This is a genomic window from Acidovorax sp. SUPP3434, assembly GCF_030159015.1.
In the GTDB taxonomy this organism is placed as follows: Bacteria; Pseudomonadota; Gammaproteobacteria; order Burkholderiales; family Burkholderiaceae_C; genus Paracidovorax.
In genome coordinates this window covers 12,057-26,680 of sequence record NZ_BQXL01000007.1, presented here as the reverse complement: position 1 = coordinate 26,680, position 14,624 = coordinate 12,057, and the positions used below count along the sequence as shown (strand labels likewise).

The window sequence follows — 14,624 nt, the reverse complement described above, 5'->3', positions numbered from 1 at the left end:
CCGCGGCAGACCCCGATGGTGCCCGCCATGGACCGCATGGAACCCTTGCGCCGGATCGAGGCCGGCGTGCTCGACGTCGCGTATTTCGAGACGGGCCCCGCCGGGGGGCCGCCCGTCGTGCTGCTGCACGGTTTTCCCTACGACATCCATGCCTATGCCGAGGTCGCGCCGCGGCTGGCTGCGCAAGGGTGCCGGGTGGTGGTGCCGTTCCTGAGGGGCTACGGCCCCACGCGGTTCCTGAGCGCGGCCACGCCGCGCTCGGGCGAGCAGGCGGCGCTGGGCGCGGACCTGCTGGCGCTGCTCGATGCGCTGGCGATCGAGCGCGCGGTGCTCGCCGGCTATGACTGGGGCGGGCGCGCGGCCTGCGTGGTCGCGGCGCTGTGGCCCGAGCGGTGCGCCGGGTTGGTCTCGCTCAACAGCTACAACATCCAGTACATCGGCCGGGCCATGGTGCCCGACACGCCGGCCAACGAGCAGCGCCTGTGGTACCAGTATTACTTTCACAGCGCACGGGGCGCGGCCGGCCTAGCGAAAGACCGGTGGGCCCTCGCCCGCCTACTGTGGCAGTCGTGGTCGCCGACCTGGGCGTTCGACGAGGCCACCTTCGAGCGCAGCGCCGCCGCGTTCGACAACCCCGACTTCGTGGACGTGGTGATCCATTCGTACCGCCACCGCTTCGGCCTGGTCACGGGCGATCCGGCGTACGCCGGGATCGAATCGCGCCTGGCGGCGCAGCCGGCCATCCGCGTGCCGGCCATCACCTTCGACGGCGTGGACGACGGGGTTCGCCCGCCGGCCGATGCCTCGGCCCATGCCGCGAAGTTCAGCGGCCTGCGCACGCACCGCTGGGTGCCCGGCGCCGGCCACAACCTGCCGCAGGAGGCCCCCGAAGCCTTTGCCGATGCGGTGCTCGAACTGGTCCGTGCCACGCCTTCTTCTTCACTTCGCACGCCATGACCCATCCACTCCAGACCCTGTCGGAACACCGCAGCTTCGGCGGCACGCAGCGCTTTTACCAACACGACTCCACCGAGATCGGCCTGCCGATGAAGTTCTCGGTGTACCTGCCGCCGCAGGCCGCCCACGGCCCGGTGCCCGCGTTGCTGTACCTGGCAGGCCTGACGTGCAACGAAGAGACCTTCATGGTCAAGGCCGGCGCGCAACGCCGGGCCTCGGAACTGGGCCTGGCACTGATCGCGCCCGACACCAGCCCCCGCGGTGCCGCGGTGGAGGCCCTGCCGGGCGCCACCGCCCGCTGGGATTTCGGCATCGGCGCGGGCTTTTACCTCGATGCGACCCAAGCGCCCTGGCGCACGCACTGGCGCATGGAAAGCTACCTGGTGCAGGAACTGCTGCCCCTGCTGGGCCGGCACCTGCCGATCAACCTGGATCGCCTGGGCGTCTTCGGCCACTCGATGGGCGGCCATGGCGCGCTGACACTGGCGCTGCGCCACCCCGGCCGCTTCCGGTCGCTCTCGGCCCTGGCGCCGATCTGCGCGCCCACGCAGTGCCCCTGGGGCGAGCGGGCGTTCACGGGCTATCTGGGCGCGGACCGCACGGCGTGGGGCGAACACGACGCCACGGTGCTCATGGAAAACCAGCCGTTGGCCCCTTACCCGGCCGGCATCCTGATCGACCAGGGGCTGGGCGACAAATTCCTCGCCGAGCAGCTTTACCCGGAGCGCTTCGAAGCTGCATGCCAGGCCATCGGCCAGCCCCTCACCCTGCGCCGCCACGAGGGGTACGACCACGGTTACTACTTCATCCAGACCTTCATCGACGACCATCTGGCACACCACGCCGGCGTGCTGAGCGCCGGCAACACCGCCGCCTGATCCGCTGGCGACGGGGGCCCACAACGACAGGAGGCTCTTAATCTTGACTTAAGGCACGCGGAAAAGAATCCGCGCCATGCCTGACATCTTGCAGCCACCGTTGCGGGTTATTACCGCCGCCCGCACCGAATCCGAACCCGAACCCGCCTTCGCCCCCGCCCGGCGGCCATGGCATCCCGCTGCGGTGATCGGATTGGTCAGCCTCTGGCTGGCCACCGTCTGCAACGTGCACCTGTGGAAGATCGTACTGGGCCTGCACGAATCGGGCGGGTTGCGCGCCTGGGGCTTCCTGCTCATGTTCATGGTGGCCGTGGCGGCCGCCAATGCTGCCGTGCTCGGTCTGCTAGCCTGGGGGCGGCTGCTCAAGCCGGTGCTTGGCATGGCCGTGCTGGCAGCCGCGTTCGGCACGTATTTCATGATGGCTTACGGCATCGTGATCGACACCGGCATGGTCACCAACGTGCTGCAGACCGATCCGCGCGAAGCCGCCGACCTGCTCGACTGGCGCCTGCCGCTCACCGTGGCGGCCCTGGCGGTGCCACCCCTGTGGTGGCTGGCACGCACCCGGGTGAAGCCGCTCGGCTTTGCCCGGCAGATCGTGTTCCACGGCCTGCTGTTGCTGGGCTCGCTGGCCCTGGCCGCCGGTTCGGTCCTCCTGGTGTTCCAGGATTTTTCCTCGGCCATGCGCAACCACACGCAGTTGCGCTACCTGATCAACCCCCTGAACAGCATCTATGCCGTGGGCAACGCCGCTGCGCGCCCCCTGCGCCGGGATGCAGGCCCGCTGATGCCGCTGGGGCGCGATGCCAGGCTGGGGGCGTCCTATGCCGGCCAAGGCAAACCGCCGCTGCTGGTGCTGGTGCTGGGCGAGACCGGGCGCAGCGGCAATTTCGGCCTCAACGGCTACGGCCGCCCGACGACGCCCGAGCTGTCCGCCCGCAACGACCTCGTCAGCGCCCGCAACGCCTGGTCCTGCGGCACCAGCACGGCGGCATCCGTGCCCTGCATGTTCTCCAACCTGGGGCGCACCGCCTACGAGGCCAGCCACATCCGCTCCGAGGGGCTGCTGGACGTGCTGCAGCATGCCGGTCTGGCCGTGCTGTGGGTGGACAACCAGTCGGGCTGCAAGGGCGTGTGCGACCGCGTGGCCGAGGCCAGCACCTCGGCCAAGCCCGACGACCCCCAGTGGTGCGCGGACGGCAAGGAATGCCTGGACGATGTGATGCTCAAGGGCCTGGACGCCCGCATCGCGGCGCTGCCGGCCGAGCAGCGAGCCCGCGGGACCGTGGTGGTGCTGCACCAGATGGGTAGCCACGGTCCGGCCTATTTCAAGCGCTCCCTGCCTTCGCAAAAGCCCTTCCAGCCCGAATGCCGGACCTCGGCGCTGCAGGAATGCCAGCGCCAGGAAGTGGTGAACGCGTACGACAACAGCATCGTGTCCACCGACCATTTCCTCAACGCCACCATCCAGTGGCTGGCCGCGCAGTCGGGCACCGCGCAAACCGCGATGATGTACGTGGCCGACCACGGCGAGTCGCTGGGCGAGAACAACATCTACCTGCACGGCATGCCCTACGCCATCGCGCCCGATGTGCAAAAGCACGTGCCGTGGATCACCTGGCTGTCGCCCGCCATGCAATCGCGCACCCGCACCGCCACCGCCTGCCTGCAAAAGGACCTGGGCGAGCGGCGACTGTCGCACGACAACTACTTTCACTCCATCCTCGGGCTGATGGACGTGCAGACCAGCGTTTACGAGGCATCGAAGGACATGTTCGCCACCTGCCGGAGCGCTGCCGCCGCAGGCTGACGCTCGCCCCGCGGCGACAATCGCGCCCATGAACCTGCGGTTTGTCGAAGCCTTCCACTGGGCCGCCTCGCTCAAGAGCATCACGCGGGCGGCTGAAAAGCTGCACATCACGCAGTCCGCACTGTCCAGCCGCATCGCCGCGCTGGAGGAGGAACTGGGCGTGATCCTGCTGGACCGGCGCGAGCGGCTGTTCCGCCTCACCGCCGCCGGGCAGCGATTTCAGTTGCTGGCCGTCCGCCTGCTGGAGCTGCAGCGGCAGGTGAAGGAAGAACTGGGCACCAGCCCGCACGCGCCGGTGGCGCTGCGCATCGGGGCCATCGAATCGGTCGTGCGCAGCTGGCTCACCGGCTGGCTGCAGGAGATGCGCAAGACCCGCCCCGACTTCGAGCTGGAGCTGACCGTGGAAACCTCGCCCGTGCTGGTGGACCAGGTGCGGCGCGGGGCGCAGGACCTGGTGTTCACCTCCCTGCCCGCCACCGACACCGCGGTGCGCACACGGACCATGCCGCCGCTGGAACTGGTGTTCGTCGGGCACCGCACCCTGCACTCCGCGGGGCGGTACGACCTGCAGCGGCTGGCGCAGCACGACCTCATCACCTTCCAAAAGGGCTCGCACCCGCACCAGAGCCTGCTGCAGCTGTTTCAGGAATCGGGCGTGGCCGTGCCGCGCATGCACGCCATCTCGTCGATTTCAGCCATGCTGCAACTCGTGGAAGCGGGATTCGGCATCGCGGTGCTGCCGCGCGCCGTGACGCAGCGGCTGTCGCACCGCATGCCGCTGCACATCTTGCGGGCTTCGTGCGCGCTCACCGCCCTGCCCATCCATGCCAGCTACCGCGAAGACCCCGGCTCGGGAATCACCGAATCGGTGCTGGAATCGGCCCAAGCGTACGTGGCCCAGACCCAGACTGCCCGAAAAAAGCGCACGCCGCGCTGACCGCACCGTCGCAGTGCACGCGCCCCCGGGAAAGCCCGGATGGCATTGGCATGCTTTTCGCAATATTGAAAATTCAGTGGCCGCCATCGATTTTTTCGATAACGTGAACGCAAAATTTTGCGTTGGATTCGCCGCCGTGCGGCTTTCAGAATCCGCGGCATTGCCACCACCGCAGGCCCGCATTCCAGGGCTTTCACGACGATGCCATCCCCTGTTCTTTCCCCCGGTCCGGGCCCAGGCGCCGCCGCCGGGCTGACCGCCCGGTCCACCGCCCGCGACGTGCGCGCGGCCGCCCGCGCCGGGCACCTGTCGGACCACACGAGCGGCCTGGCCAGCGACTACGTGCAGGTCAACCTGGCCATCCTGCCCCAGGCGCTGGCCACCGAGTTCCAACGTTACTGCGAGCGCAACCCGCGCGCCTGCCCGGTGCTGGCGGTCAGCGAGCCCGGCTCGCCCGCCCTGCCCGCGCTGGGCGCGGACATCGACATCCGCACCGACCTGCCCCGCTATGTCGTGTGGCGCAACGGCGTGCAGGTGGACGCGCCCACCGACCTCTTCGCCCACTGGCGCGACGACCTTGTGACCTTCGCCATAGGCTGCTCGTTCTCGTTCGAGCACGCGCTGCTGGCGGACGGCATTCCCCTGCGGCACGTGGACCAGGGCCGCAACGTGTCCATGTACCGCACCGACCGCGCCACCGAGCCCAGCGGCGCGTTCCGCGGGCCGCTGGTCGTTTCCATGCGCCCCATGGCGGCCGCGGACGCCATCCGCGCCATCCAGATCACCTCGCGCATGCCGCAGGTGCACGGCGCCCCCGTGCACCTGGGCGACCCGGCGCTCATCGGCATCCACGACCTGTCCCGGCCCGACTACGGCGACGCCGTGAGCGTGCAGCCGCACGAGCTGCCGGTGTTCTGGGCCTGCGGCGTGACGCCCCAGGCCGCCATCGCGGCAGCCCGCCCCGCCTTCTGCATCACCCACGCGCCGGGGCACATGCTGGTCACCGATCTGCTCAACCGCGATCTGGTGACCGCCTGACGCCGCCCTTCCTGTCCCACCCCTTCCAAGAAAGACTTCGCACCATGTGGCTCCGGCACACCTCCCCCACCGAGCGGCGCACCCTGGCCGCCACCTTCGCAGGCTATGGCGTCGATGGCTTCGACTACATGATCTACACCTTCCTCATCCCCACGCTGCTGGCCGCGTGGAACATGTCCAAGGCGGAGGCCGGCTACATCGCCACCGGCGCGCTGCTCACCTCCGCCATCGGGGGATGGGCGGCTGGGGTGCTGGCCGACCGCTACGGCCGCGTGCGGGTGCTACAGTGGACGGTGCTGTGGTTCACGCTGTTCACCTTCCTGAGCGGTTTCACCGAATCGTTCGGCCAGCTGTTCTTCACCCGGGCCATGCAGGGCTTCGGCTTCGGCGGGGAGTGGGCCGTGGGCTCGGTGCTGATCGCGGAGACCATGTCGGCCAAGCACCGCGGCAAGGCGGCCGGGCTGGTGCAAAGCAGCTGGGCCGTGGGCTGGGCCGCTTCGGCGCTGGCGTTCTGGGGCGTGTACTCGGTGCTGCCGCCGGAGATCGCCTGGAAGGTGCTGTTCTGGATCGGCATCGTGCCCGCCGTGCTCATCATCTACATCCGCCGCAACATCCAGGAGCCGCCGGTGTACCTGGCGGCCCAGGCCCGTGCCCGCGCCGCCGGCACGCAGGGCAGCTTCCTGCGCATCTTCCACCCCTCGCTGCTGCGCACCACGGTGCTGGCCAGCCTGCTGGCCACCGGCATGCAGGGCGCCTACTACTCGGTCACCACCTGGCTGCCGACCTTCCTCAAAACCGAGCGGCACCTGTCCGTGCTGGGCACCAGCACCTACCTGCTGGTGCTCATCGCCGGCTCGTTCTTGGGCTACCTCGCCAGCGCCTGGCTGTCGGACGTGATCGGCCGGCGCCGCTGCTTCATCCTGTTCGCGGCGATGGGCATGGCGCTGGTGCTGGCCTACACGCAGATCCCGATCACGGACGCCTGGATGCTGGTGCTGGGCTTTCCGCTGGGGTTCTTTTTGTCAGGCATCTTCTCGGGGATGGGCGCATTTTTGTCAGAACTGTTCCCCAGCGACGTGCGGGGCTCGGGCCAGGGGTTCTGCTACAACTTCGGCCGCGCCATCGGCGCCATCTGCCCGGCGCTGGTGGGCACGCTGAGCAACACGCTGCCGCTGGGGCAGACCATCGGCTGGATCACCGCCATCTGCTACGGGCTGGTGATCGTGGCGGCGCTCGCCCTGCCCGAAACGCTGGGCCGGGAGCTGGGCGCCGAGGCCGCGCCCATCCACTGAGCCGGCATTGCGCGGTGCGGAAACGCGCAAAAGGAAGCCCCGTTTTCGCCGGGTGGCAGGCCGCAGGGTGCGGATCGAGCACGTAACTTGCATATGTATCAAACCGTTGCGAACACCCGACAGAAAGGGGTAGCCCGACTGCCAGAGAAGGGGTGTTCACGGCCATACTGCGACCCATCCCAATGCCTTCCGTACGCCCTCCTGAAAGGACCCCTTCCATGAAAAAACTGACCTTGCGGCAAAAGCTCTGGCTCCCGCTGGTCCTCGCGTTGCTGGGGCTGCTGGCACTGACCTTCGTGAACGCGTGGCAGACCCGGCAGATCCAGTACCAGGCCCGGCAATCGGCCCTCTCCGACATCACCGACATGGCGCTGACCGTGGCCAGCGATTACGAAAAGCAGGCCCAGGCCGGCAAGATGAGCCAGGAGGAAGCCCGCAGCGCCGCCCTGGCGCGCATCGCCTCGCAGCGCTACGGCAAGGACGGCTACGTCACCGTGATCGGCTCCGACTCGATCATGGCGATGCACCCCATCAAGCCCGAGCTGAACGGCAAGAACATGATTGCCTTCAAGGATGCCAAGGGCAACCTGCTCTACGTGAACATCGCCGCCGCCGGCGCGCAGGGCCGCGGGTTCCTCGAATACTGGTGGCCGCGCCCGGGCAGCGACGCCCCCAGCCCCAAGATCGGCTACGTGGTGCGCTTCAAGCCCTGGAACTGGGACCTGGTGGCCGGCGACTACGTCGATGACATCGAACAGGCCTACCGCGCCTCGCTGTACCGCGCGATCGGCTTGCTGGCCCTGCTGGGGCTGGTGATCTCGGCCCTCACCGGGCTGGTGGTGCGCGACATCGAACGCTCCGTGGGCGGCGAGCCGCGCGCCGCCGCCGGCGCCGCGATGTGCATGGCCGACGGCGACCTGCAGGCGGAGATCCCGCTGCGCGCCCGCGACGAACAAAGCCTGATGTACGCCATCGGCTTCATGCGCGACCGGCTCGCCAGCATCCTGCACCGCATCCAGCAGGCCACCAGCACCATCGACCATGCGGCCAGCGAGATCGCCCAGGGCAACGGCGACCTGTCGCGCCGCACCGAGCAGCAGGCCTCTTCGCTGCAGCAGACCGCCTCCAGCATGGAAGAGCTGACCGCCACCGTGCGCCAGAACGCCGACAACGCCCGCCAGGCCGCGCAGTACGTCTCCAGCACCGCCCAGACCGCCGTGCAGGGCGGTCAGGTGGTCAACCAGGTGGTGGAGACCATGCGCTCCATCAGCGCCAGCTCGCGCAAGATCAACGAGATCATCGGCGTGATCGACGGCATCGCCTTCCAGACCAACATCCTGGCGCTGAACGCGGCGGTGGAAGCCGCCCGTGCCGGCGAGCAGGGCCGGGGCTTCGCCGTGGTGGCCTCCGAAGTGCGCGGGCTGGCCCAGCGCAGCGCGGCCGCCGCCAAGGAAATCAAGACCCTCATCAGCGAATCGGTCAACGAGGTCCACGCCGGCTCCGAGCTGGTCGAGAAAGCCGGCAAGACCATGGGCGAAGTGGTCGAGTCCGTGCACCGCATCTCGGGCCTGATGGAAGGCATCGCCTCGGCCAACGTGGAGCAGACGGCCGGCATCGAAGAGGTGAACCGCGCCGTCTCGCAGATGGACGAGATGACGCAGCAGAACGCCGCCATGGTGGAAGAAGCCAGTGCCGCCACCTCGGCCATGGCCTCGCAGGTGGCCGTGCTGCGCGAGGCGCTGGCCGTGTTCCAGCTGGGCGAGGCCGCCGCCCTTGCGGCCGAGCACCACCCCACGCCGGCCCCGGCGCCCAAGGTCTCGCCACGGCCCTCCACCCGCCTGCTGCGCGCCTGACCAGGCCCGCAGCGCGGGCCGGCCGGCACGGCGCCGGCGGCCCGCGGGGGGCAGATGGTTCTGGGTGGTGTGCACAGCGGCACCCTCGCGTGAAACGGGCACCGCAGGCGCTATAGCTCTGAGCCGGCACCGCAGGCGCACTAATTCTGAGCCGGCACCGCAGGCGCCGGACGGCGAAGCAGCAGCCAGCCGAACAGCGGCGCCGTGATGTACATCAGCACCGAGTAGATGGCCGCGGGCAGCGCCAGCGTGTAGCTGCCCAGCACGCTCAGTGCGATGAAGATGGCCAGCGTCGAGTTGTGGATGCCGATCTCGTAGCTCACCGCGGTGGCCAGCGGCTTGTCCAGCCCTGCCGCGCGGCTCAGGTAGTAGCCGGACAGCAGGCTCGCCAGGTTGAACACCAGCACCGCCGGCCCGATCTCGGCGAAGGTGCTCGCGATCGAACTCCACTCCTTGGCAATCGACAGGATGGACACCACCGCCAGCACCAGCGCGCTGAAAACCTTCATCGGCTTTTCCATGCGCGCCGCGAAGGCCGGCCAGCGGGCCGCCGCGGCCATGCCCAACCCCACCGGCACCAGCACGATGGCGATCACCTCCAGGAGCTTGCCGGTCTGGATCGGCACCACCTGCCCGCTCTGGGCGAAGTGGGCGATGGCCGCGTTGGCGATGATCGGCAGCGTGACGATGGACAGCAGCGTGTTCACCGCCGTCAGCGAGATGTTCATCGCCACGTTGCCGCCGAACAGGTGAGAAAACAGGTTGGCCGAGATGCCGCCCGGCGACGCGGCCAGCAGCATGAGGCCGATGGCGAACATCGGCGACAACCCGAAGGCGCGGATGATCGCGTAGCACAGGATCGGCAGGCCGATCACCTGCAGGCCGAGCGCGATGCCCACGGCCTTGGGGCTGTGCAGCAGCCGCCGGAAGTCGGCCACCCGCAGGGTGAGCCCGAGCCCGAACATGACGAGCGCCAGCGCGCCGAACAGAAAGCACGTGACGATGAGGGTGCTGTCCATCGGGGCCGCCGCGCTCAGTCGCGGTAGCCCGGATCGGTGCGGTCGAGCTTGCGGATCAGCGCGGGCCAGACGAACTGCCCGCCCAGGCCGCCCGTCTGCACCTTCATCGCATGGCCCACCCCCTGCACGATCTGCGGGTGCACCCGCGTCAGCTCCCCGCCGCCCGACTGCGCGGCGATCTGGATCTGGCAGGTGGATTCGAACGTGTACATGGCCAGAAACGCATCCGCCACCGTCTTGCCGCAGGTGAGCAGGCCGTGGTTGCGCAGCATGAGGAAGTTGGCGTGGCCCAGATCGGCCTGCAGGCGGGTCTTCTCGTCGTCGCGGATCGCCACGCCTTCGTAGTCGTGATAGGCCAGCGAGGCCAGCACGAAGGTCGACTGCTGGCTGATGGGCAGCACGCCGTCCTTTTGCGCGCTCACGGCGATGCCGGCGCGGGTGTGGGTGTGCAGCACGCACTGGATGTCGTCGCGCGCCGCATGCACCGCGCTGTGGATCACGAAGCCCGCCGGGTTCACCGGGTGGGGCGAGTCGATCACCTTGTTGCATTGCGAATCCACCTTGACCAGGCTGGACGCCGTGATCTCGTCGAACATCAGGCCGTAGGGGTTGATGAGAAAGTGGTGCTCCGGCCCCGGCACCCGCGCGCTGATGTGGGTGAACACCAGGTCGCTCCAGCCGTGCAGGGCCACCAGGCGGTAGCAGGCGGCCAGATCGACGCGCAACTGCCACTCTTCGGCAGACACGAGTTGCCGGACTTCGGACGGGGCGATCGCATTCATGAACATTCCTTGGGGTGGGTGCATGGGAAAGAGGGCGGCGGCAGCCGGCAGCCGGCAGCCGTCAGGCGGCGGCCGGCTGCGGCGGCTGCAGCGCCGCCTTGTAGAGGCTCTGGCGCGGCTGGGCCAGCACGCGCCGCAGCATCGGCATGAAGGTGTCGAGCGGCAGCGTCTCCGCGTGCGGGTCGAACGCCGGGTTGTCGTAGCGCTCGCAAAACTCGGCTGTCTGCTGGTAGTGCGGGTGTCCCGCGAACTGGTCGCGCAGGTGGCGGTCCAGCCCGATGTGGTGAAAGAAATAGTGCCCCTGGAAGATGCCGTGGTGCTGGACCATCCAGTGGTTGGCCTCGCTCACGAACGGCTGCAGGATGGCGGCCGCGATGTCGGGGTGGTTGAACGAGCCCAGCGTGTCGCCGATGTCGTGCAGCAGCGCGCACACCACGTACTCCTCGTCCTGGCCATCGCGCAGCGCGCGGGTGGCGGTCTGCAGCGAATGGGTATACCGGTCCACCGGAAAGCCGCCGTAGTCGCCTTCCAGGATGCGCAGGTGCGCCGCCACGCGGTCCGCCAGGCCGCGCGAGAACTGCATGAACTCGCCGCCGATGGTCTGCCAGTCCTCGCGCGTGCTGTCCTGCATGCGCACGAAGGTCGCCTTTTTTGGGGTCTGCATCGTGTTGTCTCCGTGGGGGAACCGGGCCACTGTAGGCGCGCCCTGCCCCGCCAACTGTCCAATAATTGACAGTTCGACCCCTTGGTTTACCCGCCCGCGCCGGACCGCACACCGCCCTGCATGCCCCACACGCCCCCGCTGTCACCCGCCCAACGCCGTACCATGGAAGGCAATCCCTGGTTCGCGGCCCTGCCCGCCGCGCAGCGCAATGGCCTGCTGGGCACGGCGGAACTGGTGCACCTGCAGCGTGGCGCCATGCCCTTTCGCCAGGGCGACCCGGTGGGCGCGGCCGGCAGCGGGTTCTACGGCCTGCTGGCCGGCACCCTCAAGATCTCCACGCTGCGCGACGACGGGCGCGAAGCCATCCTGGTGCTGCTGGAGCCGGGCAACTGGTTCGGCGAGATCACCCTCATCGACGGCTCGCCGCGCACGCACGACGCCACCGCGCTCACCGGGGTCGATCTGCTCGTGGTGCCGCCCGCCGCCTTCGCCGCGCAGATGGCCGACACCGTGTTCGCCAACGCCATGGCCACCCTGCTCGCCTCCCGGGTGCGGAGCCTGTACAGCATGATGGAAGACGCCACCCTGCGCGGGCTGCGCGTGCGCGTGGTGCACCGCCTGCTGGCCCTGGCGCGCGGCGACGCCACCCAGTCCGCCACCTTGCGGCCCAGCGTGGCCGTGCCGCAGGAGGCGCTGGCCATGATGCTCGGCGTGACGCGGCAGACCCTGTCGAAAGAACTCAACGCCCTGGCGCAGGAAGGCCTGATCGGCCTGCGCTACCGGCGCATCGAACTGCTGCACCTGGAAGCGCTGCAGCGCGTGGGCGGCGCGGGCTGAGCCCGCGCACTCATGCCCCCGCCGGATTAACCGTCGACCGGATCGAGCGGCGTCTCCAGCGTGAGCTGGTAGAACGCCGCATCCAGCCACCGGCCGAACTTGAACCCCACCTGCGGCATCGTGCCCGTGTGGACGAACCCCAATTGCCGGTGCAGCCGGATGCTCCCCTCGTTGGCCGCATCGATGCAGCCCACCATCGCATGCAGGCCCGCCGCCCCGGCGCGCTCCACCAGGGTTCGCATCAGCAGCGCGCCCAGCCCGCGCCCTCGGAAGTCCTTGTGCACGTAGACGCTGTGCTCCACCGTGTACTTGTAGGCCGGAAACGCCCGGAACGCGCCCCAGGAGGCAAAACCCATCAACGCGCCTTGCGCGTCGACCGCTCCCACCACGGGAAAGCCGTTCGCGCGCTTCGTGGCGAACCAGGCAGACATCGCCGATGGCGGGCGTGCCGCATAGTCGTAGAGGGCCGTCGAATGAGCGATGGCCTCGTTCAGAATGTCGAGAATTGCCCCCGCATGGGCGGCCTCGTCGCAGTCGATCAGTCGAACCTCGGGGATGGGGGTGTGATTCATGGGGAACATGCCGAACGGCGGGCGGACTTCAGCGCTTTGGAACAATCCGGCGGCATCGGCAGAACGCCCTGCGAAAGCGGCCCGCCGGCCCTGTTGCCTTTCATGCCACCATCGCCTCGTCCAGTAAAGTGGAATATGTTTCCATCTTAATGGAATCTGCGCACCATCCTGCACCAGAACCGAAACCGCGGACCTGGCTTCTTCGCCGGTGCAGCCGCCTGAAGGAGCCCGCACATGCCCATCGCCCCTGCTTCCGACCCCACTCCCACACCCGCTTGCGCCACACCCGGCACATCCGTTTTGTTCTGGCGCGGAACGGCCAATGCCAGCCTGGAGCGGCTGGCGCTGCACGTCGCGCACGACGGCATCACCGCATCGTCCACGGTGATCGGCCTGGAGGGCGGCGGCTTCCAGCTCACCCATCGCTGGCGGATCACACCCGACTGGCACACGCAGTCGGTCGAGGTCGAGCGCTGGAACGCCAACGGCCACCGGCGGTTGGCGCTCGAACGCAACGGCAGCGGCTGGACCGTCGACGGCAAGCCGCGCACCGATCTGGACGGCGCCGGAGAACCCGACCTGTCCGCGACCCCTTTCTGCAACACCTTCCCGATCCTGCGCACGCCGCTGTCCACCGGCAAAAGCCTCCGCCTGGAAACCGCCTTCATCGACGCACTGGAGTGGACCGTCACGCGGTCGCGGCAGCGGTACGACCGGCTCGGACCGAGGCAGCTGCGCTATGTGGACCTGGGCCTTTTCAGGGGATTCGAAGCCCTCCTGACGGTGGACGCCAACGGTTTCGTCGAGCGCTATGAAGGCCTCTTCGAACGCATCCGACCGGCCTCCTGACCCTGGTGCAGCGCGGGCTGCCGCGCCGGGCGGCGGCGCCTTCAAGCACCCGTGCGGGCCAGGGGGAGCACCACCGTGAACTCACTTCCCAGGCCCAGTCCCTGGCTCTCGGCCACCACCTCGCCCCCGTGGGCCAGCACGATCTTGCGCACGATCGCCAGTCCCAGGCCCAGCCCGCCTTCCGCATTCGAGGCGGCGCCCGGCGCCTGGACGAACGGCTCGAACAAGTCGGCCACGGAGCCTGGAGGCAGGCCCACGCCGTTGTCCCGGATCGCCACCGCCACCTGGCGCTCGCCGCGCCATTGCACCTGCAGGGCGATCTCGCCACCGGGATCGGTGTACTTGGCGGCGTTGGTCAACAGATTGGCGAACACCTGGACCAGCCGCAGCGCATCGCCAGTGACCACCACGGGCGCATCGCCCAGATCGGCGTCGAGCCGGTGGCCCTTCTTGGCCACCAGCGGCGCGCTCTGCTCGAGCGCCTGTCGCAGCACCTGCTGCAGATCCACCGGCACCTTCGGCGGCGGGCTTGCGCGCATCAGCCCGGACAGGTCGAGCAGGTCGTCCGCCATGCGCGTGAGTTGCGCCACCTGGCGGCCAATCATCTCGCTGGCCCGCAGCACCCTTTTTTCATCGCCGGGCGATCGCTGCAACACCGCCTGCGCGGAATGGATGGCGGACAGCGGGTTGCGGATCTCATGGCCGAGGATGGCCATGGCGTTGTCCTTGGCACGGTTGCTGGCTTTGAGTTGCTGCATCTTTTCGGCCAGCGCCACGCGCGAGCGCCGCAGTTGCCCGCCCATCAGACCGATGCCCAGGCCGATCGCCAGGAAAAGCAGGAGCCGGGCCACGTTCTCTGGCTGCAGCACCTCGCGCAAACCAGCGCCGCGCTCGATGAACAGGTACGTGCCCACCGACGTGCCCAGCACCGTGGCCAGCAGTGCCGGGCTGAACCCTCCATAGATCGCAGCCACCACGATCGGCACCGTCAAAATGAGGTACGGCCCCTGCTGCCCCAGCACCGGATTGAGCAGGTAGCGCAACAGCAGCGCTGCCGCCACGGCGGCGACGGCGGTCAGATAGTGACGATTCATGCGCGCGATGATGCCAGGGCCTTGGCCCCTCTTTGCCGTGCC

The 14,624-nt window shown here is 68.8% G+C and carries 14 protein-coding genes; 9 read left to right on the top strand and 5 right to left on the bottom strand.

The genetic code is table 11. The features are described 5' to 3' along the window. Nucleotides 1–27 precede the first annotated feature (27 nt). The 7 genes from AVKW3434_RS12785 to AVKW3434_RS12755 all read left to right on the top strand — a co-directional run bounded on the left by AVKW3434_RS12785 (nucleotide 28) and on the right by AVKW3434_RS12755 (nucleotide 8,765). Complete coding sequence (locus AVKW3434_RS12785; RefSeq protein ID WP_284406142.1) at nucleotides 28–957, top strand: alpha/beta fold hydrolase; 930 nt, start codon at nucleotides 28–30, stop codon at nucleotides 955–957. After that, nucleotides 954–1,835 carry an S-formylglutathione hydrolase gene (fghA, locus tag AVKW3434_RS12780; RefSeq protein ID WP_284406141.1) on the top strand — a complete coding sequence of 294 codons (882 nt, stop codon included), beginning with the start codon at nucleotides 954–956 and terminating at the stop codon, nucleotides 1,833–1,835. The genes AVKW3434_RS12785 and fghA overlap by 4 nt, the downstream gene beginning before the upstream one ends. Before the next feature lie 76 nt (nucleotides 1,836–1,911). Continuing rightward, complete coding sequence (locus tag AVKW3434_RS12775) at nucleotides 1,912–3,645, top strand: phosphoethanolamine transferase (protein ID WP_284406140.1); 1,734 nt, start codon at nucleotides 1,912–1,914, stop codon at nucleotides 3,643–3,645. A gap of 28 nt (nucleotides 3,646–3,673) precedes the next feature. Then, complete coding sequence (locus tag AVKW3434_RS12770; RefSeq protein ID WP_284406139.1) at nucleotides 3,674–4,582, top strand: LysR family transcriptional regulator; 909 nt, start codon at nucleotides 3,674–3,676, stop codon at nucleotides 4,580–4,582. A gap of 201 nt (nucleotides 4,583–4,783) precedes the next feature. Beyond that, complete coding sequence (locus AVKW3434_RS12765; RefSeq protein ID WP_284406138.1) at nucleotides 4,784–5,620, top strand: putative hydro-lyase; 837 nt, start codon at nucleotides 4,784–4,786, stop codon at nucleotides 5,618–5,620. A gap of 44 nt (nucleotides 5,621–5,664) precedes the next feature. Further along, entirely contained in the window at nucleotides 5,665–6,912 is a 1,248-nt protein-coding gene (locus AVKW3434_RS12760) for an MFS transporter (RefSeq protein WP_284406137.1), read from the top strand. A 218-nt stretch (nucleotides 6,913–7,130) separates the two neighbouring features. Continuing rightward, the gene (locus tag AVKW3434_RS12755; protein WP_284406136.1) at nucleotides 7,131–8,765 is read left to right on the top strand and encodes a methyl-accepting chemotaxis protein; all 1,635 of its coding nucleotides are present in this window, start codon (nucleotides 7,131–7,133) and stop codon (nucleotides 8,763–8,765) included. 140 nt (nucleotides 8,766–8,905) lie between these two features. On the opposite strand, the gene AVKW3434_RS12750 is transcribed toward AVKW3434_RS12755, so the two are convergent. From AVKW3434_RS12750 to AVKW3434_RS12740, 3 genes are all read right to left on the bottom strand, one after another. Beyond that, nucleotides 8,906–9,784 (bottom strand): bile acid:sodium symporter family protein, encoded by an 879-nt coding sequence (locus tag AVKW3434_RS12750; RefSeq protein ID WP_284406135.1) that lies wholly within the window; start codon nucleotides 9,782–9,784, stop codon nucleotides 8,906–8,908. 14 nt (nucleotides 9,785–9,798) lie between these two features. Next, nucleotides 9,799–10,566, bottom strand: coding sequence for a class II aldolase/adducin family protein (locus AVKW3434_RS12745; RefSeq protein WP_284406134.1), 768 nt, complete (start codon nucleotides 10,564–10,566; stop codon nucleotides 9,799–9,801). Nucleotides 10,567–10,627: 61 nt separating this feature from the next. Next, complete coding sequence (locus AVKW3434_RS12740) at nucleotides 10,628–11,230, bottom strand: HD domain-containing protein (RefSeq protein WP_284406133.1); 603 nt, start codon at nucleotides 11,228–11,230, stop codon at nucleotides 10,628–10,630. Nucleotides 11,231–11,350: 120 nt separating this feature from the next. Here AVKW3434_RS12740 and AVKW3434_RS12735 point away from each other — a divergent pair, with 120 nt between their 5' ends. Then, nucleotides 11,351–12,067, top strand: coding sequence for a Crp/Fnr family transcriptional regulator (locus tag AVKW3434_RS12735; RefSeq protein ID WP_284406132.1), 717 nt, complete (start codon nucleotides 11,351–11,353; stop codon nucleotides 12,065–12,067). Between the two features lie 26 nt (nucleotides 12,068–12,093). Here the strand turns inward: AVKW3434_RS12735 and AVKW3434_RS12730 are convergent, their stop codons facing one another. Next, nucleotides 12,094–12,639, bottom strand: a complete 546-nt coding sequence (locus tag AVKW3434_RS12730; RefSeq protein WP_284406131.1) for a GNAT family N-acetyltransferase — start codon at nucleotides 12,637–12,639, stop codon at nucleotides 12,094–12,096. A 234-nt stretch (nucleotides 12,640–12,873) separates the two neighbouring features. Between AVKW3434_RS12730 and AVKW3434_RS12725 the strand changes: the two genes are divergently transcribed. Further along, nucleotides 12,874–13,488, top strand: coding sequence for a putative glycolipid-binding domain-containing protein (locus AVKW3434_RS12725; RefSeq protein ID WP_284406130.1), 615 nt, complete (start codon nucleotides 12,874–12,876; stop codon nucleotides 13,486–13,488). Nucleotides 13,489–13,529: 41 nt separating this feature from the next. On the opposite strand, the gene AVKW3434_RS12720 is transcribed toward AVKW3434_RS12725, so the two are convergent. Beyond that, nucleotides 13,530–14,582: a sensor histidine kinase gene (locus tag AVKW3434_RS12720; protein ID WP_284406129.1), complete on the bottom strand. Its 1,053-nt coding sequence runs from the start codon at nucleotides 14,580–14,582 to the stop codon at nucleotides 13,530–13,532. Between the last annotated feature and the right edge of the window lie 42 nt (nucleotides 14,583–14,624).

Bases quoted from the DNA above. Each gene is read 5' to 3' on its own strand.
- AVKW3434_RS12785 (WP_284406142.1), top strand. From the start codon at position 28: ATGGACCGCATGGAACCCTTGCGCCGGATCGAGGCCGGCGTGCTCGAC.
- fghA (WP_284406141.1), top strand. From the start codon at position 954: ATGACCCATCCACTCCAGACCCTGTCGGAACACCGCAGCTTCGGCGGC.
- AVKW3434_RS12775 (WP_284406140.1), top strand. From the start codon at position 1,912: ATGCCTGACATCTTGCAGCCACCGTTGCGGGTTATTACCGCCGCCCGC.
- AVKW3434_RS12770 (WP_284406139.1), top strand. From the start codon at position 3,674: ATGAACCTGCGGTTTGTCGAAGCCTTCCACTGGGCCGCCTCGCTCAAG.
- AVKW3434_RS12765 (WP_284406138.1), top strand. From the start codon at position 4,784: ATGCCATCCCCTGTTCTTTCCCCCGGTCCGGGCCCAGGCGCCGCCGCC.
- AVKW3434_RS12760 (WP_284406137.1), top strand. From the start codon at position 5,665: ATGTGGCTCCGGCACACCTCCCCCACCGAGCGGCGCACCCTGGCCGCC.
- AVKW3434_RS12755 (WP_284406136.1), top strand. From the start codon at position 7,131: ATGAAAAAACTGACCTTGCGGCAAAAGCTCTGGCTCCCGCTGGTCCTC.
- AVKW3434_RS12750 (WP_284406135.1), bottom strand. From the start codon at position 9,784: ATGGACAGCACCCTCATCGTCACGTGCTTTCTGTTCGGCGCGCTGGCG.
- AVKW3434_RS12745 (WP_284406134.1), bottom strand. From the start codon at position 10,566: ATGAATGCGATCGCCCCGTCCGAAGTCCGGCAACTCGTGTCTGCCGAA.
- AVKW3434_RS12740 (WP_284406133.1), bottom strand. From the start codon at position 11,230: ATGCAGACCCCAAAAAAGGCGACCTTCGTGCGCATGCAGGACAGCACG.
- AVKW3434_RS12735 (WP_284406132.1), top strand. From the start codon at position 11,351: ATGCCCCACACGCCCCCGCTGTCACCCGCCCAACGCCGTACCATGGAA.
- AVKW3434_RS12730 (WP_284406131.1), bottom strand. From the start codon at position 12,639: ATGAATCACACCCCCATCCCCGAGGTTCGACTGATCGACTGCGACGAG.
- AVKW3434_RS12725 (WP_284406130.1), top strand. From the start codon at position 12,874: ATGCCCATCGCCCCTGCTTCCGACCCCACTCCCACACCCGCTTGCGCC.
- AVKW3434_RS12720 (WP_284406129.1), bottom strand. From the start codon at position 14,582: ATGAATCGTCACTATCTGACCGCCGTCGCCGCCGTGGCGGCAGCGCTG.